Raw genomic sequence first — 24,474 nt, forward strand, 5'->3', positions numbered from 1 at the left:
TCATCGGTTAATCAACGCCACACATTGTGTGCCTCACTTGCATCGAACTAAGGCTTGACCATGCGGCATCTGTTTATCTTTCTGCTGGTGTTGTTCGCGGGGTTCGCCCAGGCCGCGCCGGGCAATCCGTTTGAGACAAAACCCGACTTCCTCCCGGTGGGCAAGGCCTTCGCCTTTACCTCCGAGCGCCTGGAAAGCGGCGAAACCCAGCTGTATTGGCAGATTGCCGACGGTTACTACCTGTACCAGCAGCGCATGAAATTCGACGGCCTGGCCGAGAAACCCGTGCTGCCCCAGGGTGAAGCCCATAGCGATGAGTTCTTCGGCGAGCAGCAAGTGTATCGCCAGGGGCTGGAAGTGAAGATCCCCGCCGGTGTCACCGGCAAGGTCAAGCTGGGCTGGCAGGGTTGCGCCGATGCGGGCCTGTGTTATCCGCCGCAGTCAATGACGGTGGACCTGGGTGGCAACCCGGCCGTGGCCGCCACCGCCGAAGCCAGCGACCAAAGCCTGGCCAGTGGCCTGCAACAACGCAGCCTGGGTTGGAGCCTGCTGGTGTTCTTTGGCCTGGGCCTGCTGCTGGCATTCGCCCCGTGTTCGTTGCCGATGCTGCCGATCCTCGCCGGGCTGGTAGTCGGCAGTGGCGCCAGCCCGCGTCGCGGCTTTGCCTTGGCCAGCAGCTACGTGGTGTGCATGGCGCTGGTGTACGCGGCGCTGGGCGTGTTGGCGGCGCTGGCCGGCGGCAACCTTGCCGCACTGCTGCAAACCCCGTGGATTCTCGGCAGTTTCGCCGCGTTGTTCGTGTTCCTCGCCCTGCCGATGTTCGGCTTCTTTGAACTGCAACTGCCCGCCTTCCTGCGTGACCGCCTGGACACCGTCAGCCGCCAGCAAAGCGGCGGCAGCCTGGTCGGCGCCGGGGTGCTCGGCGCGCTGTCCGGCCTGCTCGTCGGCCCGTGCATGACCGCCCCGCTGGCCGGTGCCCTGCTGTATATCGCCCAGAGCGGCAACGCGCTGCACGGCGGCCTGATCCTGTTCGCCATGGGCATTGGCATCGGCATTCCGTTGTTGCTGCTGGTGACCGTGGGCAATCGCTTCCTGCCCAAGCCGGGCAGTTGGATGAGCGTGCTCAAGGGTATCTTCGGCTTCCTGTTCCTCGGCACCGCCGTGCTGATGATTCGCCCGGTGGTCGATGAAAGCCTGTGGATCGGCCTGTGGGGCGCACTGGCGTTGATCATGGCCTATTGCGGCTGGACCCTGGCCCACGAATACGGCCTGACCGCCAAGGTGTTCGGCTCCGGCTCCCTGGTGTTGGGCCTGTGGGGGGCGGTGCTGGTGGTGGGCGCGGCCGGTGGCGGCGACGACCTGTGGCAACCGTTGAAGGTCTACGGCGGTTCACAGACGGCTGCCGCGCCGACGGCCCACGACGCCTTCATGACCATCAACGACCCCGCCGTGCTGCAAACCCAACTCGACAGCGCCAAGGCCCAGGGCCAATGGGTGCTGGTGGACTACTACGCCGACTGGTGCGTGTCGTGCAAGATCATGGAAAAACAGGTGTTCGGCAAACCCGAAGTCCTCGACGCCCTGAAAGACGTGCGCCTGCTGCGCCTGGACGTCACCGCCGACAACGCCGCCAGCCGCGAACTGCTCGGCCGCTACAAAGTCCCCGGCCCGCCGAGCTTCGTATGGATCGGCCCGGACGGTGAAGAGCGCCGCGCCCAACGCATCACCGGCGAAGTGGATGCCGCCGGCTTCCTGCAACGCTGGACGCAAACCCGGGACGCGCGCTGATGCTGACCCTGACCATTGGCACCTTTGCCATCGCCCTGAATCACCTGCTGCTGATCAGCGCGCTGATTTTCGCCACCCTGGTGGGCTGGCGCGTGGCCAAGCGTGGCGGCGAGAACCCGGAATCGGTGCTGTTCAGCCTGTTCCTGCTGGGGATGCTCGCGGCGCGGGTCAGCTTTGTGTTGATGTACTGGAACGACTACAGCAACGACTGGCTGCAAATGGTCGACGTGCGCGACGGCGGCTTCCTCGCCTGGCCCGGCGTGATCGCCCTGGTCCTCGGCGCCCTGGCCTATGGCTGGCGCCGCCCGCCCCTGCGCAAGCCACTCGCCGCCGGGGTGGTTACCGGCCTGGTGTTCTGGGGGCTGGCCAGCCTGTCCCTGAGCCTGTACGACAAAGGCGTGCAACTGCCGGACATCGCCTTGCGCAATGCCAACGGTGAAACCGTGCAACTGGCCGACTACAAAGGCGGCCCATTGGTGATCAACCTGTGGGCCACCTGGTGCCCACCGTGCCGCCGGGAAATGCCGGTGCTCGAACGCGCCCAGCGCCAACGCCCCGACGTGACCTTTCTGTTCGTCAACCAGGCCGAAAGCATGCAAAGCGTCAGCACCTTCCTCGCCACCCAGGGCCTGACCCTCGACAATATGCTGTTCGACGCCAGTGGCCGCCTCGGCCAGGCCGTGGGCTCCATGGCCCTACCGACCACGTTGTTCTACCAGGCCGACGGGCGCCTGATCCACAGCCACCTGGGCGAACTGTCCCAGGCCAGCCTGGCCCGTTCGCTCGAAGCCTTCGACACTGCCCCAACAAGGAAACCCACATGCCAAGCCTCCGCCACCTGCTGACCCTGCTGCCACTGACGCTGGCGGCTACCCTGGCCCACGCCGAAGACTGGCCCGCGCCGATCAAACAGATCGAGGCCAAGGGTGCCAAGATCATCGGCAAATTCGACGCCCCCAGCGGCCTCACCGGCTACGCCGCGCAATACCAGAACCGTGGCATGGCCCTGTACCTGACTGCCGACGGCAAAAGCGTGCTCGCCGGCAACCTGTATGACGCCCAAGGCAACGACTTGAGCAGCGCACCGCTGGAGAAGCTGGTGTACGCACCGATGGCCAAGGAAGTCTGGGCCAAGATGGAAAAAAGCAGCTGGATCCAGGACGGCGACGTCAAGGCGCCACGCATCGTCTACCTGTTCAGCGACCCCAACTGCCCCTACTGCAACATGTTCTGGGAACAGGCGCGGCCATGGGTGAAGGCCGGCAAGGTGCAGTTGCGCCACATCATGGTGGGCATCATCCGCGAAGACAGCGCGGCCAAATCCGCCGCATTGTTCGCCGCCAAAGACCCGCAAAAGGCGTTGCAAGAACACGAAGCCGCCGGCAAGGGCAGCAAGTTGCAGGCACTGGCGAAGATCCCGGCGGATATTGAAGCCAAGCTGGATGGGAATATGAAGCTGATGGATGAGCTGGAATTGTCGGCGACGCCGGCGATTTTCTATCTGGATGACAAAGGTGGGTTGCAGCAACAGCAGGGGGCGCCGTCGCCGGAGAAGTTGGTGAGGATTCTTGGCCCGCAGTGATTTTCAGTGATAAAGGTGACCATTCAAATGCATGGGCACCTTTATCGAGCCCCAGTCCTACGTCAGATAGAAAGTAAACGTATCAATCATCAGCCAGTCTTTGACGCTAGTTTCTAAACTAATTGTTGAGAAGCTCGTGTTCAAGGGAGCGGAGAAATCGATCCAATGAACATCTGATCCGCCCTCGTTTGTGCCGCGTAGCACCCTTCTCCCTACTGAGAAATGACTGCTGTCGAAAAACTCCATCGTAAAGAAACCATCAAGCCATACCAGCGAAAAGGTTACGCGTCGACACGAGAATTTTAAATCCAACTCTATATGCTGAGGGCCACTGTGCAGGTAACCGAACATAAAACCAGGGCCCGACGTGGAGGATGGGTTATGCATAATACCGGACTCACCGGGACCACTTATGTGCCTGATGGTCATGCGTGGAGTTTCAAGACTGCCGCCAGCAGTCATCATTTGAGGATTGGGTACATCACGAACATCGAAGTTCTCATAGAGAATTAAAGCTGGCGTAACCATTCTCAGCATCCGCTTTGGACATACCACATTCTCATTTGAACTACCGTCCGTTGCGACGCTGAATGTGAGGGACAAGTTGGTTGTGTCCTTTAGCTTATCCAACTCGGATCGCAGTACAGGAGCCGCCACCCCTGCAGTCAGCTCTGGCGACGTAATGGTTCTGGCCGAGTACACATTAAACGAGTAGGCTTTGCCGTTTTTGTCCGTACCCTCCGCTCGTAACCAGCACTTCTGCCCTGCCCGCAGAAACCACATCGGATCTTCGAGAGAATTGGCATCCCCGGTAAATGTCCTCAGGTCCAGAACGGCGTTCTGAGTCCTGGGTGGCGTCGCCTCCAGCACGTTCGGCGTTTCCAGGCGCACAGGCAAACTGACGCTCAAGTTCAACGGCAGTGAGGTCTGCACCTTGCATGCAGTGGTGACCGTGTAAGTGATCTGCACCACTTTCCCCATACTCTCGATCACGGCTTCCGACGGCAGAAGGAAGATGACCGGCCCCGAAGCGCTGCCGGATTGGGAAGCCAGAGGCCAACACGCTCCATCAGCCTTTTTCCAGCAGACGCTGATGGTGTGCTTGGGGTTCATGCCGACGTAATTCACTTCAACGTGTACGCCATTGCGCCCATTGTAAGCAGTCAAGTTGGAGCCCACCGCCTCTGTAACGTTGGGCTCAAGCAACACCAGCGGCTCTTGCTCGATAGTGAACGTCTGCGAAGGAAACTCAATGGCGGTCGCCCGATTGCATTTGCCATCAAAACCCACTGCGAAATGCAGTTGGAATTCGCTGCAATCCGCCAGTTTTTTCAACTCACCGCGTGAGATGGGGGCATCCACCCCCCTCTGCACCCAATCTGCGGTAAGGGGCTTACCCGCCAATACGTCGAACTCATGGATGTTGCCATTCTCAAGCTCACCGGTTACCCACATCCAGCAGCATTGACCCACGGCGGCGTAGTCAAAGAGAGGAACGATACCTGTGCCGTCACCAATGAATGTGCTCAGATCCACCGTACTCGCGGTTGCTTGCTCAATGCCCGGGTGTGGAAGCTGTGGCGCCAGTACGTCGATATGGCGCAGCGGCGAAGGTTGCGGTGCGTAATCATTGAATTGGAGGGTATAGCCCAGTCTCAGCGTCTTATGGAATAGCGCAGCAAAGACCTCGGGAGGAACCTCAAATGACAAGCTGCTTTCGCCCGCGCTTACGTGCTGACAACCAAGCGATATAGGTCCATAGTCGCCCCCTTCAGCCCGAGCGCAAACAAGATCGCCTTTAGTCATGCCCTCATAATTGACAATCGCATGTCCGCCGTTGACCGTGTTGGTTGGGTTGACCTCCCAATGCCCGGGACGCAGCTCGACCGACTCTCGCAGATTTGGAGGGTTCAGTTCCTGGTACGGGTCCACCTGCAGCAGTGTGGTGGTACGCAAGTGGAAATCCTGGGCGTTGATAGGCAGTGGATTTTCAAGAACAGGGTCGCCTGGCTCAGGGAATACAGGCTGGCTTCTATCCCAGATGACACCTAAGTGGGCCGTCAGCGCCGAGTAGTCATCCAGCCTGGACATCCATGGGCGTGAAAGAGGAAACCTGAAGACATATCCCGCATGAGCCTCATGGGGCTGTACCACATAATCCAGCGCAACCCAGATGAAGCGGTACGGCGCGACGTGCTGGTTGCCGGCGACGGTAATAAACAACCGTTGCCCTGCATAGATAAGGGGCCAGGCCTCGACTTCGATGGTTTCATTACCAGTGAAACTCTGCATCCTCAGCCACAATGTGTTCCATTCATTCTTGGCGTGCGTATACACCGGCCTCGATACAACCAGATCCTCCTCCCGCAACAACTGAACTTCCAGCTCCAGCACGTGGGAAGCCTCCTCCTTGCCCCCCACCATAGCCGTGTACCACATCTGCACCGTGTGTCCGATCATCAAACTGACTGACTGCGCAGAAATCGGAACGACATCATCGCCGTCATCCACAGAAACGGGCTCGAATGCAGGCTCGGCCTGATCCTTGATAGCGATAAAAAATGTGCAGCCCGTGGCACCCGCAGGCAGCGTCAACTTGGCCTGCGTCCCGTCAATCGCATCCATGGGGTACAGCACGCTGTTATTGGCTGCGAACTCGACAACAGGAACGGGGAATTGTGCCTTGGGCCCTTTCGGCGAGCGCGGTGGAGTGCTGGCCGGTTGAAGAGATGAGGTATTTTCAGGGATCGGTTTTTTAGCCACGATAAGACTCCTGTCAAGCGTTAGATCACCGTCATAGCTGGCCATATCGGCCAGAGCCTTCGGTGATCTAACGCTTGGATCAGGAGCTTTGCCTACTGTCAGATCTGACAGTTCGGACTAGCGGCCCGCTCAAATCCCTTCCAACTGCGCCATCAAATCACTCAACCGATCCACCTTCTCGGCGCTGACCTCATTGGCCGCCAACCCATCGATATACTCGGCCAACTCCGCCACCGTGCTGCACTCGAACATCGCCCGCAACGGCACATCACGCTGCAAGCTCTTTTGCACCCGCGAGGCAATCTGCGTGGCCAGCAACGAGTGCCCGCCCAGTTCGAAGAAGTTATCCTGCACCCCTACCCGCTCAACCTTCAGCACCTCGGCCCAGATCGCAGCCAGGGTGGTTTCCAGCGGGTTGCGCGGCGCCAGGTAATCCTGGCTCTGGAGCTGGCCGATTTCGAGCAAAGGCAACGCCTTGCGGTCGAGTTTGCCGTTGGCATTCAACGGCAGACGCTCAAGCCACAGCCAGTGCAGCGGCACCATGTATTCCGGCAGTTCGGCGCGCAGGCGTTGCTTGATGCGGTCCAGGCGTTCGCTCGGGTTGAGGGTTTCATTGGCAGCGACCAGATAGCCAACCAGGTGTTTGCCGTTGACGCCGTTCTGCACGCCAACCGCCCCGTCGCGCACTTCCGGTTGCTCGTGCAGGCGTGCTTCGATTTCACCGAGTTCGATGCGGTAGCCGCGAATCTTCACCTGATGGTCGATACGCCCGACGTACTCCAGCACGCCATCGCTGCGCCGACGCGCCAAGTCGCCGGTGCGATACAGACGCTCGCCCGGTGCACCAAACGGATTCGGCACAAACACCGGCGCGGTGCGCAGCGGGTCGCTGACGTAACCACGCCCGACGCCCGTACCAGCTACGCACAACTCGCCGACCGCGCCTTGCGGCACCAGCTCCAGCGCACCGTCCAGCAGGTACAAACGGTTGTTGTCGGTCGGTGTGCCAATCGGCAGGTAAGTGCCACGGGTCGAGGCCAGGTCGACGCGGAAGAACGCCACGTCATCCGAACATTCCGCCGGGCCATAGGCGTTCACCAGGCCGATCCCGGGGTAACGCTGCAACCACTGATGCGCCAGTTCCGGTGGCATCGCTTCGCCGGTCGGCAGCATCCAACGCAGGCCGTCGAGGTGGATGCGATCCTGGGCGAGCATGCCCTGGATCAATGACGGCACGCTCTCCAGCACCGTGATGCCTTGCACCTGGACATGCTCGAGCAAGCCTTGCGGATCATGGGCCAGGGCGTTCGGCACGATGTCCACCCGTGCGCCAACCAGTGGCGCGGCGAGGAACTGCCAGACGGAAATATCGAAACTTTGCGAGGCGGTCTGGGCGATCACATCCGCGTCGCTCAGGTTCAGGTACGGCACCTTGCTCAACTGGTTGTTGAGCATGCCGCGCTGTTCGACCATCACGCCCTTGGGCAGCCCGGTGGAACCCGAGGTGTAGATCACGTAGGCGAGGTTGTCCGGGCCGCTGTAGACCCCAGGGTTGGCACCGCGAGCCGGCACTTCTTGCCACACCAGCAACTGGCAGTCGAAGCCTTCGAGCAATTCGATGGCCTGCTCGCGGCACGCCTCGCTGCACACCAGCAATGGCGTACGACTCCGCTCGATAATGCTGCGCAACCGCTGGCTCGGCAGGCCCGGGTCCAACGGCAGGTAACCGGCACCGGCCTTGAAGCTGCCGATGATCATGCCCAGCAGATCCAAGTTGCGCTCGCCGAGCAAGGCAACCGGTTGATCAAGGCCGACACCGGCTTCGATCAACGCATGGCCCAGGCCGTTGCTGCGCCGGTTCAGCTCGTCATAGCTCCAGTGCTGGTCCAGGCAACTGGCGGCGACTCGCTGTGGATGCGCCGCCACCTGGGCTTCGAACAGCTCCACGTAGCTGCTTTCCAGCGGGTAGTCGTGGCCGCTCTGATTGCAGCCCTCCAGCAAAAACTCACGCTCCTGCTCGCCAATCAGCGGCAAGTCGGCCATGTCGCCATGGAAGCCCTGCACCAGCGCCAGCAACAGACGCTTGAACTCGCCGAGCATGCCTTGCACGGTGGTTTCGTCGAAGTAACGCTGGTCATAGGACAGGTGCAAGCCCAGGTCATCGCCCGGATAACACACCGCCGTCAGTGGGAAGTTGGTGTGGGTGCGGCCGGAGTCCGAGGTGGCATTCAGGCTTTGCGCACGGTCCAGCACCGAGACTTCCACCGGCGCGTTTTCGAACACGAACAGGCTGTCGAACAGCGGCTGGCCCTTGGGTAGTTCGCTGTGTTCCTGGATCGTCACCAGCGGCAGGTATTCGTACTCGCGCAGTTGCATATTGCTGTCGAGCAGGCCGTTCAACCATTGGCGCACGCTGCACGGCTGACCGTCCTCGGGCAGCTTCACCCGCAGCGCGATGCTGTTGATGAACAGGCCGACGGTGCGCTGCATCTCGGGCATTTCTACCGGGCGACCGGCCACGGTGACGCCGAACAACACGTCGCGCTCGCCGCTCAAACGCCGCAGTACCAAAGCCCATGCGGCCTGGGCAAAGGTGTTGACGGTCAGTTGATGGGCCTGGGCCAGCTCACGCAATTGCGCCCCATCGCGGGCATCCAGACGGGTGTAGCAATCCCCCACCACCATGCCGCCGTGGCCCGCGTGGTCACGCATAAAGGGGCGGTCGCTCGGGATCGGCGTGGTGCGTTCAAAACCTTGCAGGTTCTGCTGCCACCACTGGCGTGCCTCGTCGAGGTTCTGGCGTTGCAGCCAGGCGATGTAGTCGCGATAACGCGGCGGCGCCGCCAGTTGCGCCTCGCGGCCTTCGCCGAGGGCCATGTAAATGTCGAAGAAGTCGTTCATCAGCAGCGACCGGCACCACGCATCGATCAGGATGTGGTGGTTGCTCATCATGAACCAGTAGTGCTCGGCGCCGACGCGGATCAAACGCAGGTGGAACGGCGCCTGGTTGAGCAGATCGAAACCGGCTTCGCGCTCGGCCTTGAGCAAGGCTTGCAGGCGCGGTTCCTGCTCTTCTTGAGGAGCGTTGCTCCAATCCAGGTATTCAATCGGCGTGCTGCCCGGCTTGTGGATCACTTGCAACATGTCTTCGCCGACGTTCCAACAGAACGACGCACGCAAGGCTTCGTGACGGGCGATCACTGCCTGCCAGGCCTGGGCGAAACGCTCGGGGTCCAGGGCACTGTTGATGCGGTAGCGATCCTGCATGTAGTACAGGCCGGTGCCCGGCTCCAGCAGGGTATGCAGCAACAGGCCCTCCTGCATCGGCGTCAGCGGGTAGACGTCTTCGATGACGCTGGCCGGTACGGGCAAGGCATCCAGTTGCACCTGGGTCAGCTGTGCCAGTGGGAAATCGGACGGCGTGAGGCCGCCGGCATCGTCCTTGAGGCAGTGGGCGATCAGGCTGTGCAGTTCGGCGAGGTAGGCGTCGGCCAGTTCGTGGATGGTTTGCGGGGCGTGGCGTTCGCGGCTGAAGGTCCAGCGCAACACCAGTTCACCACCGTACACCTGGCTGTCGACGCTCAGTGCGTTGGGCAGCGGCGCGTCCGGGTCGTGGGCGAGGCCGGCGGATTCGTCCAGCGGGTGGAACAGCGCATCGCTGCCAAAGCTCTGGTCGAACTGGCCAAGGTAGTTGAAGGTGATCTCGGCGCTCGGCAGTGCCGCCAGGGTCTGCTGGGTCACGTCGTCCGCGAGATAGCGCAACACGCCATAACCCAGGCCTTTGTGCGGCACGCCGCGCAGTTGCTCCTTGATCGCCTTGATCGAGGCGCCCTGCCCGGCGGCTTCTTCGATGTGCAGCGGGGTCAGGCGCAGCGGGTAGGCGCTGGTGAACCAGCCGACGCTGCGGGTCAGGTCGATGTCGTCGAACAGGCTTTCGCGGCCGTGGCCTTCCAATTGGATCAGCGCCGAAGCATGCCCGCTCCAGCGGCACAGCACGCGGGCCAGGGCGGTCAGCAGCAAGTCATTGACCTGGGTGCGGTAGGCGCTTGGCGCCTGTTGCAGCAACTGGCGGGTGCGCTCGGCATCCAGGCGCACGCTGACGGTCTCGGCATCGCGATGGCGCAGGCTGCCGTGTGGACGGTCCACCGGCAAGCTCACCGCGGGCCCGGCCAACTGCGCCTGCCACACGCCCAATTCTTCGCGCAGGGATTCGCTGCCGGCATACGCCTGCAAACGTGCTGCCCAATCACGCAACGCGCTGGTCTTGGCCGGCAGGCTGACGGACTGGCCGTCGCTCAACTGGCGATAGACGTTTTGCAGGTCTTCGAGCAAGACACGCCACGACACGCCGTCCACCACCAGGTGATGGATCGCGATCAGCAGGCGTTGTTGCCCCTCGGGGCCGTCCACCAGCAAGGCACGCAGCAACGGGCCGTGTTCCAGGTCGAGGCTGCGCTGGGTGTCGGTGAACAGCGCGGTGCAATCTCTCATGTCGCGCACTTGCTCCTGCATCAGCACACCGCCTTTAGGCACTGCCAAGTGCTCGGCGTGCCACTGCGCATCGCGCTGGGTGAAGCTCAGACGCAGTGCATCGTGGTGCTCCAGCACCGCCAGCAGCGCTTGCTCCAGGCGATGTGGATCGAGCAACTGCAGCGGCTGGAGCAGCAGCGCCTGGTTCCAGTGCTGGCGCTGGGCAATCTCGGTATCGAAGAACCAGTGCTGGATCGGCGTAAGGCCCGAGCTGCCGACCAACACGCCCTGCTCCGCGGTGACCTGTTCGGAGCGGGTGGCGACGGCGGCGAGGGTTTGCACGGTCTGGTGCTGGAACAGGTCCCGCGGGCTGAAATGAATCCCGGCCTGGCGCGCACGGCTGACCACCTGGATCGACAGAATCGAGTCGCCACCCAGCTCAAAGAAGTTATCGTCGAGGCCGACCTGCTGCACGTTCAACACTGCGCACCAGATCGCCGCCAAGGTGCTTTCCAGTTCGTTGCGCGGCGCCACGTACTCTTGACGATTGGCCTGCGGGTCCGGTTGCGGCAAGGCGCGGCGGTCGAGTTTGCCGTTGGCGGTCAGCGGCATGCTGTCGAGCACAATCAGGTGCGCGGGCACCATGTAGTCCGGCAGTTGCGCTTTCAGATGGGCCTTGAGTGCTTCGCGCAATGGGGCGTGGTCGGCATCGCTGACCAGATACGCCACCAGCTGCTTGCCGCTTGGCGCGTCCAGCGCCAGCACCACCGCTTCGCGCACCGCGTCGTGTTCCAGCAGGCGGGTTTCGATCTCGCCCAGTTCAATGCGAAAGCCACGGATCTTCACCTGATGGTCGATACGCCCCAGGTACTCGGCCAAACCGTCGGCGCGCTGACGCACCAGGTCGCCAGTGCGGTACAGACGCCCGCCATTGCCGGCAAACGGATCGGCGACAAAACGCTCCGCCGTCATCCCCGCACGCTGGTGATACCCCTGGGCCAAGCCTGCGCCGCCAACATACAGCTCGCCAGTCGCGCCTTGCGGCACCAGGGCCAGGTCGGCGTCGAGAATGTACGCCACGCGCTCGCCGATAATGCTGCCGATCGGCACGCTGGCGGCGCCCTCTTCCAATTGCTCGGGGGCGAGGCTGGCCAGCGGCATGACCACGGTTTCAGTCGGGCCGTAGGCGTTGAAGAACACCTCGGGCTGGAACGCCGCGCGGATCCGCTGCAAGTGTTCGCCGGTCAGCGCCTCGCCGCCGGTGATGCACATGCGCACCGGCAAGGTCTGCTGCTGGGTCGCCAGCCACTGCGCCAACTGGCTGCCGTAGCTTGGGGTGAAGCCGAGGATACTGATGCGATGGGTGCGGATCAGCGCGCAGATTTCTTGCGCGTCCCACTGCCCTTGCGCCCGCAACACCACCTGCGCACCACTGAGCAACGGTACCAACAGGCGCTCGGTGGCGGCGTCGAAGTTGATCGAATAGAAGTGCAGCTCGCAGTCATCCGCGCGCATGCCGAAACGTTCGATCACCGCCTGGCAATGCATGGCGATTTCGCCGTGGGCCACCACCACGCCTTTGGGTTTGCCGGTGGAGCCGGAGGTGTAGATCAGGTACGCCTGATGCTGCGCCAGGCTGAGCAACGGCAGCTCGTCCACCGGGTAGTTGCCAAGCACTGGCAGGTCATCTTCCAGGCACCAGCAGGCCACCGTCGCCGGCAGTTCACCGAGGGCTTCGAACATCGCTGTGTCACTGAGCAGCAGGCCGATGTCGCTGTCTTCGATCATGTAGTGCAGGCGGTCCAGCGGGTATTCCGGGTCCAGCGGCACGTAGGCGCCGCCGGCCTTGAGGATCGCCAACAGGCCGATGACCATTTCCAGGGATCGCGGCAACGCCAGGCCGACCCGCACCTGCGGGCCGACGCCACGCTCGCGCAGCATCCAGGCCAGGCGGTTGGCGCGCTCGTTGAGTTCGCGGTAGCTGAGGGTCGCACCGGCAAAGGTCAGCGCCGGCGCATCACCGCGGGCCAGCGCCTGCTGGCTGAACAACTGATGGATGCACTGGTCGAGACGGTGTTCGCCCGGCTCGCTGCCCAGGCTGTGCTGCAAGGCGCGCTGCTCATCGCGGCTGAGCAACGGCAGTTCGCTCAGCCGCTGCAGCGGGTCGGCGATCAACGCTTCGAGCAGGTTGCGCCAATGTTCGGCCATGCGCGCAATGCGCGGCTCGTCGAACAAATCGGTGCTGTAGGTCAGGCAGCAGCCCAGGCGATGGTCAAGATCGGTGACTTCCAGGTTGAGGTCGAACTTGGTCGCCCGTGCATCGTTGGCCAGGTACTCGACGGTCATGCCGGCGAGTTCGCGGCTCTGCTGGAATTCCCAGCGCTGCACGTTGCACATCACCTGGAACAACGGGTTGTACGCCGCACTGCGCGGCGGTTGCAGGGCTTCCACCAGGTGGTCGAACGGCAGGTCCTGGTGGGATTGGCCTTCGATCACGGTGTGGCGCACCTGCTCAAACAGCTCGGCGACATTCATCTGCCCGCTGAGTTGGCAACGCAGCACCTGGGTGTTGAGGAACGCGCCGATCAGCCCTTCGCTTTCCGGGCGGATGCGGTTGGCCACGGGGGCGCCGATGCGCAGGTCGGTCTGGCCGCTGTAGCGGTAGAGCAGCACGGCGAGGGTGGCGGTCATGGTCATGAACAGGGTCAGGCCGCGTTCGGCATTGAACGTGCGAACGCGGGCAGCCAAGTCGTCGCTCAAGTCGAAGCGGTACAGCTCGCCCTGGTGGCTTTGCACCGGCGGACGTGGACGGTCGCCGGGCAGTTCGAGCAGCGGGTGTTCGCTGCCCAGTTGCGCGGTCCAGTAGTCCAGTTGGCGCTGGCGTTCGCCGGACTCCAGCCACTGGCGCTGCCACACGCTGTAGTCGAGGTACTGCACCGGCAACGGTGCCAGCGGCGAGGTACGCTCGTCGATGAACGCCTCGTACAGCGCGCTGAGTTCACGGGCAAAGATGTCCATGGCCCAGCCTTCGGTGACGATGTGGTGCAGGGTCAGTACCAGGTAGTGCTCACGCTCGCCGGCCTTGACCACACAGGCGCGCAGCAACGGGCCGGTTTCCAGGTTGAACGGGGTGTGGGCTTCGTGATCCGCCAGTTGCTGCAAACGTTGCTGGCGTTCGCTCTCGTCCAGCGCCGAGAAGTCCTGCCAGCCCATGCGCAGGCCGGTCTGCGCCGAGACTTTTTGATAAGCCACGCCGTCGACACTCGGGAAGGTGGTGCGCAGGGTTTCGTGACGCATGATCAAGGCCTGCAACGCCGCCTCGAAACGCCCCACATCCAGCACACCGCGCAAGCGCGCCATGCCGCCGACGTTGTAGGCCGGGCTGTCCGGTTCCATCTGCCAGAGGAACCACATGCGCTGCTGGGAATAGGACAGCGGCACGGGTTGGCTGCGGTCGACCTGGGCGATGGCGGTCTGTTGGTTGCGCTGCCCCGAGGCCTGGATCAAGCCGACCTGCTCGGCAAACGCGCCCAGCTCGCTGGCTTCGAACAAGGTCCGCAGCGGCAACTCGACGTCACAAGCCTGGCGGGTGCGCGAGATGATCTGTGTGGCCAGCAACGAGTGCCCGCCGAGGGCGAAGAAATCATCGCGCAGGCCAAAGCGTGGCACGCCGAGCACCTCGCGCCAGATCGCGGCGATCTGCTGTTGCAGCGGCGTTTGAGGTTCGACATGTTCGCGGGTTTGCCACACCGGCTCCGGCAAGGCACGGCGCTCGAGTTTGCCGCTGGGGCTCAGGGGCATGGCATCCAGGCGCATCAACAGCGCAGGCACCATGTACTCCGGCAACTCGGCGGCCAAGGCGCTTTTCACGTCCTCTTCGTCCAATGCGGTGTGGGCGGTGTAGTAGCCGATCAACTGCGCGTCACGCACCAGCACCACGGCTTGGGCGATGCCCTCAAGGGCGAGCAGGCGCGCTTCGATTTCTTCCGGTTCCACGCGAAAGCCGCGCAGCTTGACCTGCTGATCGAGGCGGCCGAGGTAGTCGAGCACACCGTCGGCGCTCCAGCGCACACGGTCACCCGTGCGATACAAGCGTGCGCCCGCCTCGCCCAGCGGGTCGGCGATAAACCGCTCGGCGGTCAAACCGGCACGCCCGAGATAACCGCGCGCCAGGCCGATGCCGCCGATGCACAGCTCGCCCGGCACGCCGACCGGCAGCAGGTTCAGGTGTTCGTCGAGCACACGGCAGATCACATTGCCCAACGGCCGACCAATCGGCGAACGCTCGCCGTCTTCGGCGTGGCAATGCCAGTGGGTCACGTTGATCGCGGTTTCGGTCGGGCCATAACGGTTGTGCAATTGCACCGCCGGCAACTGCGCCAACACGCGGTTGCGCAGCTCGGCGGGCAACGCCTCGCCACCGGAGAACAGGCGACGCAGGCTGGTGCATTCGGCTGCCAGCGGTTCGTCGATAAACAGCTGCAACAACGGCGGCACAAAGTGCAGCGTGGTCACGCCGTGTTGCTGCACCAACTGCGCGATGCGGTGCGGATCGCGATGCTCGCCGGGGCCGGCCAGCACCAGGCGGCAGCCGCTGATCAGCGGCCAGAAGCATTCCCACACCGACACGTCGAAACTGATCGGCGCCTTTTGCATCAGCACGTCGGTTGGGTTCAGTCGGTAAGTCGCCTGCATCCACTGCAAGCGCTCGGCCAGGGCTGCATGGGTGTTGCCCACGCCCTTGGGCTGGCCGGTGGAGCCGGAGGTGTAGATCACGTAGGCGAGGTTGTCACCGTGCAGGTGCAGGCCCGGCGGCTGGGTCGGCCAGCTGTCGAGGTGCAGGCTGTCCATGGCGATCACACTGACGCCGTCCGCCGTGGGCAGTTGTTCCAGCAGTGAGGTTTGGGTCAGCAGCAGTTCAACGCCGCTGTCGTTGAGCATGTAGGCCAGGCGCTCGGCGGGGTAATCCGGGTCCAGCGGCACGTAGGCGCCGCCGGCCTTGATGATCGCCAACAGGCCGATCAGCAGTTGCGGCGAACGCTCGGCGGCGATGGCCACGCACACGTCCGGGCCGACGCCTTTGTCGCGCAGGTAGTGGGCCAGGCGGTTGGCCTGGGTGTGCAGTTGGGCAAAGGTCAAGGTGCCGCCCTGCCACACCAGTGCGGTGTTGTCCGAGGTCTGCGCGTTGAGCAATTCGGGCAGCCACTGTTGGGCAGGTGTGCACGGCGCGGTGCCCCACGGCTGGAGTTCGGCTTGCAGCAGTTGCAGATCGCCGATGGCTTGATGCGGTTGTTCGCAGGCGGCCTGCAGCAGGTGGGTGAAGTGCTCGGCCAGGCGCTGGATGGTCGCGGTATCGAACAGCTCGTCGGCGTAGTCGAACGACAGGCTCAGGCGCCCGTTGCGGTCTTCTTCGCTGTGCAGTTGCAGGTCGAACTTGGCTTCGCGGCTATGCCACGGCAACTCATCGGCAAGCATCCCCGGCAGGCGGCGCAAGGCGCTGAGGTCGCGTTGCTGATGGTTGAACATGACCTGGAACAGGCCTTGTTCGCGGGCCTGGGGGAAGGCTTCGAGCAACTGTTCGAAAGGCAGGTCCTGATGGGCCTGGGCGCCCAACGTCGTCTGGCGGGTTGCGGCCAACAACTGGTTGAACGGCAGGCGCCCGTCCAGTTCGGCGCGCAACACCAACGTGTTGATGAAGAAGCCGATCAGGCCCTGGGTTTCCTGGCGCGGGCGGTTGGCGCTGGGCACGCCGATACGGATGTCGCGCTGGCCGCTGTAGCGGTAGAGCAACGTCTGGAACGCCGCGAGCAGCAGCATGAACGGCGTCGACTCATGGGCTTGGGCGGTCTGGCGGATCGCCGCACTGAGGCGGGCATCCAGGCGCACGCTGTGGCGCGAAGCGCTGTGCAGGTGTTGCGCCGAGCGCGGGTGGTCGGTGGCCAGGCCGAGCGGCGGATGCTCGTCGCCGAGCTGGGCTTTCCAGTACGCCAGTTGACGCTGGCCTTCCCCTTCGGCCAGCCATTGGCGCTGCCAGCTGCCGTAGTCGGCGTATTGCAGCGCCAGGGGCGGCAGCTCCAGGGCCTGGCCTTGGGCGGCGGCGGCGTACAGGCGTGAGAACTCGTCGATGAGGATATTCAGCGACCAGCCGTCCGCGATGATGTGGTGCAGCGTCACCAACAACTGGTGATCTTCATCGTCCAGACGCACCAGGGTGACCCACAGCAGCGGGCCTTGTTCCAGGTCGAACTGGGTGCGTGCTTCGTCCTCGCGCAGCTGCCGGGCACGGGCTTCGCGGTCGGCGGCGGGCAGGTCGCTGAGGTCGATGATTTGCAGGTCGAACGCCGTGTTTTTATCGACACGCTGGAAGGCTTGGCCGTCGCGTTCGTAGAAGCGCGTGCGCAGGGCTTCGTGGCGCTGGATCAGGTGTTCGAAGCTGGCGCGCACGGCGTCTTCATCCAGCTCGCCACGCAAACGCAAGGCGCCGGGGATGGTGTAAGCGCTGCTCTGCGGGTCGAGTTGCCAAGTGATCCACAGGCGGTTTTGCGCCAGGGACTGCGGCAGCTCGTCCTGGCGTGACAGAGCGTGGATGGCGCCTTGGGCGACGCCGCCGTCCTGCTGCAATTGCGCAACGCTGGCGGCAAAGGTCGAGAGTGTCGGCGCTTCGAACAGCAGGCGCAGGTTCAGCTCCAGGCCGAGGGTTTCGCGCAGCCGGGCAACCACTTGGGTGGCGGTGATGGAGTTGCCGCCGAGCAGAAAGAAGTGGTCATCGGCGGCAACGCTGGCCAGTTGCAGCTGCTCGCACCAGATCGCGGCGATCTGGTGTTGCAGGTCGGATTCCAGCGCCGTAGTGCTGACTGAGGCGCCCGCGTCGGGGAACTGCGCGTAGCTGTCGAGGCTGCCATCGGCATGGCGCAGGCCACACGCGGCACGTTGCACCTTGCCGCTGGAGGTCTTGGGCAAGGCGCCGGGGTTGAGCAACACCACCACGCTTGGCGCTTCTTGATAGGCCTCGGCGACGGCTTGGCGGATCGCCTTGATCAGCGCTGCGGGCGGCAGGATCTTCTGCACGCTGCGGCTGATTTCCGCCGCGATGCCGATGCCTTCCAGGCCACCGTCATTCACCGCGAACGCCGCAACCCGCCCCTTGCGCACCACTTCCACCTCGCGCTCGATGGTTTGTTCGATGTCCTGGGGGTACAGGTTGTGGCCACGCACGATCAGCAGGTCTTTGAGGCGCCCGGTGATGTACACCTCGCCAGAACGGATAAAGCCCAGGTCGCCGGTGCGCAGCCAGGTACGGCCGTTGTGTTGGACGAAGGTGTTGGTGCTGGCTTCGGGGTTGCGCCAGTAACCGTGGGCGATGCTCGGGCCGCTGGCCCAGAGTTCGCCGACGCTGTTGTCCGGCAGTTCGACGAGGGTGTGCGGGTCGGCGATCAGCACCGCGTGCTCCGGTTGGCTGGTGCCGCAGCTCATGATCGCCCTGCCCTGCCCCGGCTCGGCGCGGTTGGCGGCCAGCGCTTGCTCGTCGACGTGCAGCGCGGGGATGCCACGGCCACGGCTGCCGCCGGCGACAAACAAGGTCGCTTCGGCCAGGCCGTAGGAGGCGAAGAAATTGTCCGCACTGAAACCGCACACCGCGAACTTCTCGGCGAAGCGTTCCAGGGTGTCGAGGCGGATCGGCTCGGAGCCGGAATAGGCCACGCGCCACTTGCTCAAATCCAGGCGTTCCAGGGCCGACTCGCTGACCCGTTCGCTGCACAGGCGATAAGCGAAATCCGGGCCGCCGCTGATGGTGCCGCCGTATTCGCTGATCGCTTCAAGCCAACGCAACGGCCGCCCCAGGAAGTACGCCGGCGACATCAGCACGCACGGCACGCCGCTGAAAATCGGTTGCAGCAGGCCGCCGATCAGGCCCATGTCGTGGTACAGCGGCAGCCAGCTGACGATCACGTCGTCGGGGTTGAGGTCGATGCCAAAACCACGGCGGATCAACACCTCGTTGGCGACCAGGTTGCCGTGGCTGACTTGCACGCCCTTGGGCAATGCGGTGGAACCGGAGGTGTATTGCAGGAAGGCGATGTCGTCTGATTGCAGGTCGACGGCGCTCCAGCGGTCGGCGAGCGTTGCCTCCAGGGTGTCGACGCTCAACACCGGCGGCGCGTTTTCGATCTGAGCCAGGCCGTCGCCGAGGCTGGCGATGGTCAGCAGCAGGCGCGGTTCGGCATCGCTGATGATCGACAGCAGGCGCTCCTGATGATGGCGACGGGTCGACTCCGGCGGATAGGCCGGCACCGCGATCACTCCGGCGTACAGGCAGGCAAAAAACGCCGCGACGTAGTCCGGGCCGCTGGGGAACAACAGCACCGCGCGGTCGCCCGGTTCGGCATTGGCCTGCAAGGCGGCGGCGATGGTACGTGCGCGCCTGTCGAGGTCGCGGTAACTGAGCACGACGCTGTGCTCGGCGGACTCGGCGAGGAAGCGCAGGGCAACCTGGTCCGGGGTCTGCGCGGCGCGGCGTTGAAGGGACTGGACCAAAGTGCGGGGGAGTTCGAAGGCGTCCATCATGGGGTTCCTGCCTGGAATCGGCTTACGGGAAATTCGGGAAGTCGGGTGCGTTCAGCCAGCGATCAATTGCCGCGCCGCGCCATTGCGCCAGCGGGCCAGGTGTTCGTCGGCGTAACGGCGGATGCAACGCAGCACGGCGCTTTCGTGCTGCACGAGGAAGAAGTGGTGGCCGTCAAACATGTCCAGGGAGAAGCCGCTGGCGGCGTCGTCCTGCCAGTCGAGCAGTTGATCGGCGCGCACGCTGTCTTGCTTGCCGCCGAACACGTGGATGGGCATGCGCAGCGGCGCGCGTCGGCCGTAGCTGAAACTGCCGCAGAGCAGAAAATCCGCCCGCAGGATCGGTAGCATCAACGCCATCAATTCGGGGTTGGCCAAGGCTTCTTCGGCGGTGCCTTGCAGCTCGCGCAGGCGGGCGATCAGTTGCTCATCGGTCTTCTCGATGGCGTACTCGCTGACGTCACGCCGCGCCGGGCCGGCGGTGCCGGAGGCGAACAGCGCAAGGGGCGCAGGCAGGTTGCGGGCGCTGAGCGCGTGGGCCAGTTCGAATGCCAGCAGGCCGCCGAGGCTGTGGCCGAACAAAGCGTAGGGACCGTTCAGGTCGCGCCCGATTTCCTCGGCGAGCTGCGCGGCCAGGGCCTGGATGTCGCGCTGCAACGGCTCGTCCATGCGCATGCCGCGCCCGGGCAATTCCAGCGGACAGACCTGCAACCAGTCCGGCAAAGACCGCCGCCAGCGGGCGTAGACCATGGCGCTGGCGCCCGAATAGGGCAGGCAAAACAGGCGCAGGCGCGTCGGCGTACTCATCTGGCGAGCACTCCACACTGAAACACGCTGTGTGCACGATAAAAACCCATTTCGCCCTCCTGCGGGTGCTGATCCTTGGCCGTTTTACGAACGGACCTGTCACCCATGAGAACGGACGGAGCCGGCAAATAATTAGTCGCAGGCTTTGCGCCAGACGTGCTTCACATCGAACCAGAAAGCATAAGATTAGTTCGCCTTCTCATTTGACAATCATTATCATTCAGCATAATTTGTTGCCCGATGTGTAGGAGGCCTCAGCAAGGACGCCCTCCCCTAACCTCTTTGCGACAAGGTGATTTTCCATGACGGAACAAGTATCCACAGGCAGGTGCGACTCACCCCTTCTACAGGCATTTGTCGACAATCGACTGATCCTGGTGAAGATCGCGGCACGTATTACCGGGTGCCGTTCCCGTGCCGAAGACGTAGTGCAGGATGCCTACTTCCGACTGCAATCGGCGCCGACGATCACGTCATCGTTCAAGGCCCAATTGAGTTACCTGTTTCAAATCGTGCGTAACCTGGCGATCGATCACTATCGCAAGCAGGCCCTGGAGCTCAAGTACTCCGGGACAGAAGAGGAAGGCTTGAATGTGGTTATTCACGGCGCTTCACCGGAGACGTCCCACATCAACTTCAACACCCTGGAAAACATCGCCGACGCGTTGACGGAGTTGCCCCAGCGCACCCGCTACGCATTCGAGATGTACCGCTTGCACGGCGTGCCGCAAAAAGACATCGCCAAGGAACTCGGCGTGTCGCCGACGTTGGTGAACTTCATGATCCGTGATGCGCTGGTGCACTGCCGCAAGGTGTCGGGCAGCCATAGCGATACGTTTGCACGGCGGGTCTGAACACAGCACAAAACTGACTGTGTGGGCTTTTGTGGGGGTTGCTGGGGAGTGAGTGCTCGGCTGCAGATCCCAGGCACTGCCAATCCCCTGTGGGAGCTGTCGAGCTTTAGCGAGGCTGCGAAGGCGGCGGCATTGCTGGTAGAGGTGTTGGCTGAACCACGGCTTTCGCGGGCAAGCCCGCTCCCACATGTTGGTCCGCGTTGCGCCTGTCAGGGCATCGGCATCACATCGATGCGATAGGGCTCGAATATTTTCAGCATCTGCCCACTATCGCGCAAACGCTTGAGCAACTCGGCAAACGCCTGCGCCGTAATCGGCGCTTTCGGCCGCAGCAACGCATAGTGGTGATACACCTGGTCAATGCGTTGCGAAACCAGGAACTGCCCGGCCATCTGTGCATTGCGCACCATGAAATCGCTCAGGTACGAACGGGTCACCAAGGCAATATCGGCACGCCCGCGTGCAACCATCAGCAGGTTGCTGTCATGGGAATAGGTCAACGTCGCGTTGAAGTGTTCGACCAGGTACTTGGGGTCGGGGTTGAAGTTGGCGAAGGCATAGTGATAACCACTGAACACCGCCAAACGTTTGCCATCCAGGTCGGTGAAATAGCTTTGGTCGCGTGCAGGCAGGCGTTGAGCGACGAACACTTCGGCGTCTTCCAGCCCCATGTCGACGCTGGTGTGGGCAATCTTCTGCCAGCCCCAGTCGGGGTTTTCGAAGATCGCCATGTCGACCCGGCCCTGCTCGAAATCACGGAAGCGCCGCGGAATGGAGGTGGGTACCAGCACGAACTGGTAGTCGGTTTGCGACGTGTTCAAGGCCTCCACCAGTTGCGGCAGCAGCCCGGTGTCGGCGCCTTGCTCAGGGCGTACGGTGTAGGGCGGAAAGTGTGCCGCGCCGATCCTCACCAATTGCGCAGCCGAAGCCGGCACCCAACATGCGGTGCCCAGTGCCAATAAAGTAACTCCTGCAGCCAGCCGCCATGGCGAAAACATTGAGGCACGCACCGTTTCATACTGTGATGGCGATAAGCTAGGCGTTTTTGTCGAGGGAGACAACTTTCCACCGCCAAATTAATAGCTTGCGCCTCAATCGGCCTTCAGAACCATCAGCAGCGCTTGCTCGGCCAATTGCTCCAGGGTCAGGCTGCCCTCGGCGCGAAACCAGGTGGTGGTCCAGGACAAGGCCCCGGTCAAAAAGCGCCGGGTGATAAACACATCGCCCCTGATGTAGCCAGCCGCCTTGGCCTCGCCGAGGACCTGCAACCACAGGGCTTCATACACGTCGCGCAGCGCCAGCACCTGGGCCTGGCCTTCGGCAGACAGCGAACGCCACTCGTACACCAACACCGCCATGGCCTCGCCGCTGCCGCCCATGATCGACTGCAATTCACAGCGGATCAGCGCCAGCACGCGTTCGCGCACCGTGCTCGCTTCTTCCAGCGAAGCGCGCATCATCGCCGTGTTGTAGTGGATGGTTTCTTCCATCACCGCGCGCAGGATCTCGTCCTTGCTCTTGAAGTGATGAAAAATGCTGCCGGACTGGATGCCCACGGCACTTGCCAGGTCACGCACGGTGGTGCGCTCAAAGCCTTTGTTGCGAAACAGGTGCGCCGCGGTTTGCAGCAACTTGCCCCGAGCACTGTCGGGGTCGGTCAACTGGCCGGCGTCGACCATGGTGCGCATCACCCCCAGGGCTTTGTGCTCATCCATGCCTCTCTCCTCTACTTCTACTGACGTCTTGGCCGGCAATTTAGGCCGTGGCCGCTACCCAAGCAAGCGCTTGGGCAAAATCTATGTCCAGAGTTTACAAACCAAGCGCTTGCTTGGTAGTCTCGGCAACAGCCATCAGAGGAAGGATTTCTCATGAGTGACACGGTTCGTATCGGCTGCGCCAGCGCCTTCTGGGGCGACACCTGCACCGCCGCCGCCCAACTGGTGCATGGCGGTGCGCTGGATTACCTGGTGTTCGACTACCTGGCGGAAGTCACGATGTCGATTCTTGCCGGAGCGCGGATGAAAGATCCCCAGGCCGGCTATGCCACGGATTTTGTCGAGGTGCTCACACCACTGCTGGCAGACATCCAGCGCCAGGGTATCCGCGTGATCAGCAACGCCGGCGGCATCCATCCCCAAGCCTGCGCCGCCGCCCTGCAAGCGGCCTGCGACAAGGCCGGCATCGCGTTGAAAATCGCCGTGCTGCTGGGCGACGACCTGCAACCCCAACTCAAAAAACTCGAAAACATCACCGACATGTTCGACGGCACGCCCCTGCCCCCCGTGTGCGTGTCCGCCAACGCCTACCTCGGCGCGCCCGGCATAACCCAAGCACTGGGGTTGGGCGCAGACATCATCATCACCGGCCGCGTGGTCGACAGCGCCGTGGTCAGCGCGGCACTGGTGCATGCCTTCAACTGGTCATGGCACGACTACGACCGCCTCGCCCAAGCCGCGCTGGCCGGGCACATCATCGAATGCGGCGCACAGTGCACCGGCGGTAACTTCACCGATTGGCGCGATGTGCCGGACTACGCACACATCGGGTTCCCCATCGTCGAGGTCAGCGCCGACGGTCAGTTCACGGTGAGCAAAGTCGAGGGCACCGGCGGCCTGATCAGCGAACTGAGCGTGGCCGAACAACTGCTGTATGAGATTGGCGACCCACGCGCCTATTTACTCCCGGATGTGATCTGCGACTTCAGCCAGGTCACCTTGCAGCAACAGGGTGGCAACCGCGTGCGCCTGCTCGGCGCCAAGGGCCTGCCGCCCACCGACAGATACAAGGTCAGCGCCACCTGGCCGGACGGCTTCCGTTGCACCGCCAGTTGCCTGATCGCCGGGATCGACGCCGTGGCCAAGGCCGAGCGGGTCAGCCAGGCGATCATCGACAAGACCGCCGAACTGTTCCGCCAACGCGGCTGGGCGCCGTATACCGAGGTGAACATCGAACTGCTCGGCAGCGAAGCCACCTACGGCCCCCACGCCAGGCGCCACGACTGCCGCGAAGTGGTAGTGAAACTGGCGGTGCGTCACCCCAGCAAACAGGCGCTGGTGCTGTTCGCCCGCGAGATTGCCCAGGCCGCCACCGGCATGGCGCCGGGGTTGACCGGGATCGTCGGCGGACGGCCGACGGTGTATCCGCTGATCCGCTTGTTTTCGTTCCTGGTGGATAAATCCGTGTGCGCGCCGCTGATCGATTTCCAGGGCCAGCGTCACAACGTTGAACTGCCCGCCGCCACCCGCCCCTGCACACCCACCGCAGCGGTTGCGCCCCCCAAACCCGAGGGCCAGGCCGACGCGAGCGTGCCGCTGGTCAAACTCGCCGTGGCGCGCTCGGGGGACAAGGGCAACCACAGCAATATCGGCGTGATCGCCCGTGCGCCCGAGTACCTGCCGTGGATCGCCGAAGCGCTGACCCCCGAGGTGATCGTCGAGTGGATGGGCCACGTGCTCGACCCACAGCGCGGCCGCGTTCAACGCTGGTATCTGCCGGGCAGCCACAGCCTCAATTTCCTGCTGGAAAACGCCCTGGGCGGCGGCGGTATCGCCAGCCTGCGCATCGACCCGCAAGGCAAGGCCTTCGCCCAGCAACTGCTGGAAATCCCCATCGCCGTGCCGCAACACCTAGCTGACCAACTCAACTGAC

At 63.3% G+C, this 24,474-nt stretch carries 10 protein-coding genes; 5 read left to right on the forward strand and 5 right to left on the reverse strand.

Features of this window, described 5'->3' with window-relative positions; translation table 11 throughout:
• Window positions 1-60 precede the first annotated feature (60 nt).
• The 3 genes from dsbD to dsbG are packed head-to-tail and all read left to right on the forward strand — an operon-like array spanning window position 61 to window position 3,370.
• The gene (dsbD, locus tag IB241_RS03425) at window positions 61-1,788 is read left to right on the forward strand and encodes a protein-disulfide reductase DsbD (protein WP_192296958.1); all 1,728 of its coding nucleotides are present in this window, start codon (window positions 61-63) and stop codon (window positions 1,786-1,788) included.
• Window positions 1,788-2,633, forward strand: coding sequence for a TlpA disulfide reductase family protein (locus tag IB241_RS03430; RefSeq protein WP_192296959.1), 846 nt, complete (start codon window positions 1,788-1,790; stop codon window positions 2,631-2,633). Before dsbD ends, IB241_RS03430 begins: the two co-directional genes overlap by 1 nt.
• Complete coding sequence (dsbG, locus tag IB241_RS03435; protein WP_192296960.1) at window positions 2,609-3,370, forward strand: thiol:disulfide interchange protein DsbG; 762 nt, start codon at window positions 2,609-2,611, stop codon at window positions 3,368-3,370. The genes IB241_RS03430 and dsbG overlap by 25 nt, the downstream gene beginning before the upstream one ends.
• Before the next feature lie 57 nt (window positions 3,371-3,427).
• Here the strand turns inward: dsbG and IB241_RS03440 are convergent, their stop codons facing one another.
• The 3 genes from IB241_RS03440 to IB241_RS03450 form a co-directional block, all read right to left on the reverse strand.
• Window positions 3,428-6,133: a hypothetical protein gene (locus IB241_RS03440; protein ID WP_192296961.1), complete on the reverse strand. Its 2,706-nt coding sequence runs from the start codon at window positions 6,131-6,133 to the stop codon at window positions 3,428-3,430.
• A gap of 129 nt (window positions 6,134-6,262) precedes the next feature.
• Entirely contained in the window at window positions 6,263-19,168 is a 12,906-nt protein-coding gene (locus IB241_RS03445) for a non-ribosomal peptide synthetase (protein ID WP_192296962.1), read from the reverse strand.
• A 51-nt stretch (window positions 19,169-19,219) separates the two neighbouring features.
• The gene (locus IB241_RS03450) at window positions 19,220-19,972 is read right to left on the reverse strand and encodes a thioesterase II family protein (protein ID WP_192296963.1); all 753 of its coding nucleotides are present in this window, start codon (window positions 19,970-19,972) and stop codon (window positions 19,220-19,222) included.
• A gap of 302 nt (window positions 19,973-20,274) precedes the next feature.
• Here IB241_RS03450 and IB241_RS03455 point away from each other — a divergent pair, with 302 nt between their 5' ends.
• Window positions 20,275-20,826, forward strand: a complete 552-nt coding sequence (locus tag IB241_RS03455) for an RNA polymerase factor sigma-70 (RefSeq protein WP_005789991.1) — start codon at window positions 20,275-20,277, stop codon at window positions 20,824-20,826.
• A 209-nt stretch (window positions 20,827-21,035) separates the two neighbouring features.
• Here the strand turns inward: IB241_RS03455 and IB241_RS03460 are convergent, their stop codons facing one another.
• Window positions 21,036-21,824, reverse strand: a complete 789-nt coding sequence (locus IB241_RS03460) for a substrate-binding periplasmic protein (protein ID WP_192296964.1) — start codon at window positions 21,822-21,824, stop codon at window positions 21,036-21,038.
• 93 nt (window positions 21,825-21,917) lie between these two features.
• Window positions 21,918-22,541, reverse strand: coding sequence for a TetR/AcrR family transcriptional regulator (locus tag IB241_RS03465; protein ID WP_192296965.1), 624 nt, complete (start codon window positions 22,539-22,541; stop codon window positions 21,918-21,920).
• Window positions 22,542-22,694: 153 nt separating this feature from the next.
• Between IB241_RS03465 and IB241_RS03470 the strand changes: the two genes are divergently transcribed.
• A complete protein-coding gene (locus IB241_RS03470; RefSeq protein ID WP_192296966.1) occupies window positions 22,695-24,473 on the forward strand; it encodes an acyclic terpene utilization AtuA family protein in 1,779 nt (592 codons plus the stop codon).
• Window position 24,474 lies beyond the last annotated feature (1 nt).

Origin of the sequence: Pseudomonas sp. PDM05 (assembly GCF_014851685.1) — a bacterium.
GTDB lineage: Bacteria > Pseudomonadota > Gammaproteobacteria > Pseudomonadales > Pseudomonadaceae > Aquipseudomonas.

Excerpts from the sequence above, each read along its gene's own strand:
- IB241_RS03455 (WP_005789991.1), top strand. The coding sequence starts at position 20,275 with ATGACGGAACAAGTATCCACAGGCAGGTGCGACTCACCCCTTCTACAG.
- dsbG (WP_192296960.1), top strand. The coding sequence starts at position 2,609 with ATGCCAAGCCTCCGCCACCTGCTGACCCTGCTGCCACTGACGCTGGCG.
- IB241_RS03450 (WP_192296963.1), bottom strand. The coding sequence starts at position 19,972 with ATGAGTACGCCGACGCGCCTGCGCCTGTTTTGCCTGCCCTATTCGGGC.
- IB241_RS03460 (WP_192296964.1), bottom strand. The coding sequence starts at position 21,824 with ATGTTTTCGCCATGGCGGCTGGCTGCAGGAGTTACTTTATTGGCACTG.
- IB241_RS03430 (WP_192296959.1), top strand. The coding sequence starts at position 1,788 with ATGCTGACCCTGACCATTGGCACCTTTGCCATCGCCCTGAATCACCTG.
- IB241_RS03445 (WP_192296962.1), bottom strand. The coding sequence starts at position 19,168 with ATGATGGACGCCTTCGAACTCCCCCGCACTTTGGTCCAGTCCCTTCAA.
- dsbD (WP_192296958.1), top strand. The coding sequence starts at position 61 with ATGCGGCATCTGTTTATCTTTCTGCTGGTGTTGTTCGCGGGGTTCGCC.
- IB241_RS03470 (WP_192296966.1), top strand. The coding sequence starts at position 22,695 with ATGAGTGACACGGTTCGTATCGGCTGCGCCAGCGCCTTCTGGGGCGAC.
- IB241_RS03465 (WP_192296965.1), bottom strand. The coding sequence starts at position 22,541 with ATGGATGAGCACAAAGCCCTGGGGGTGATGCGCACCATGGTCGACGCC.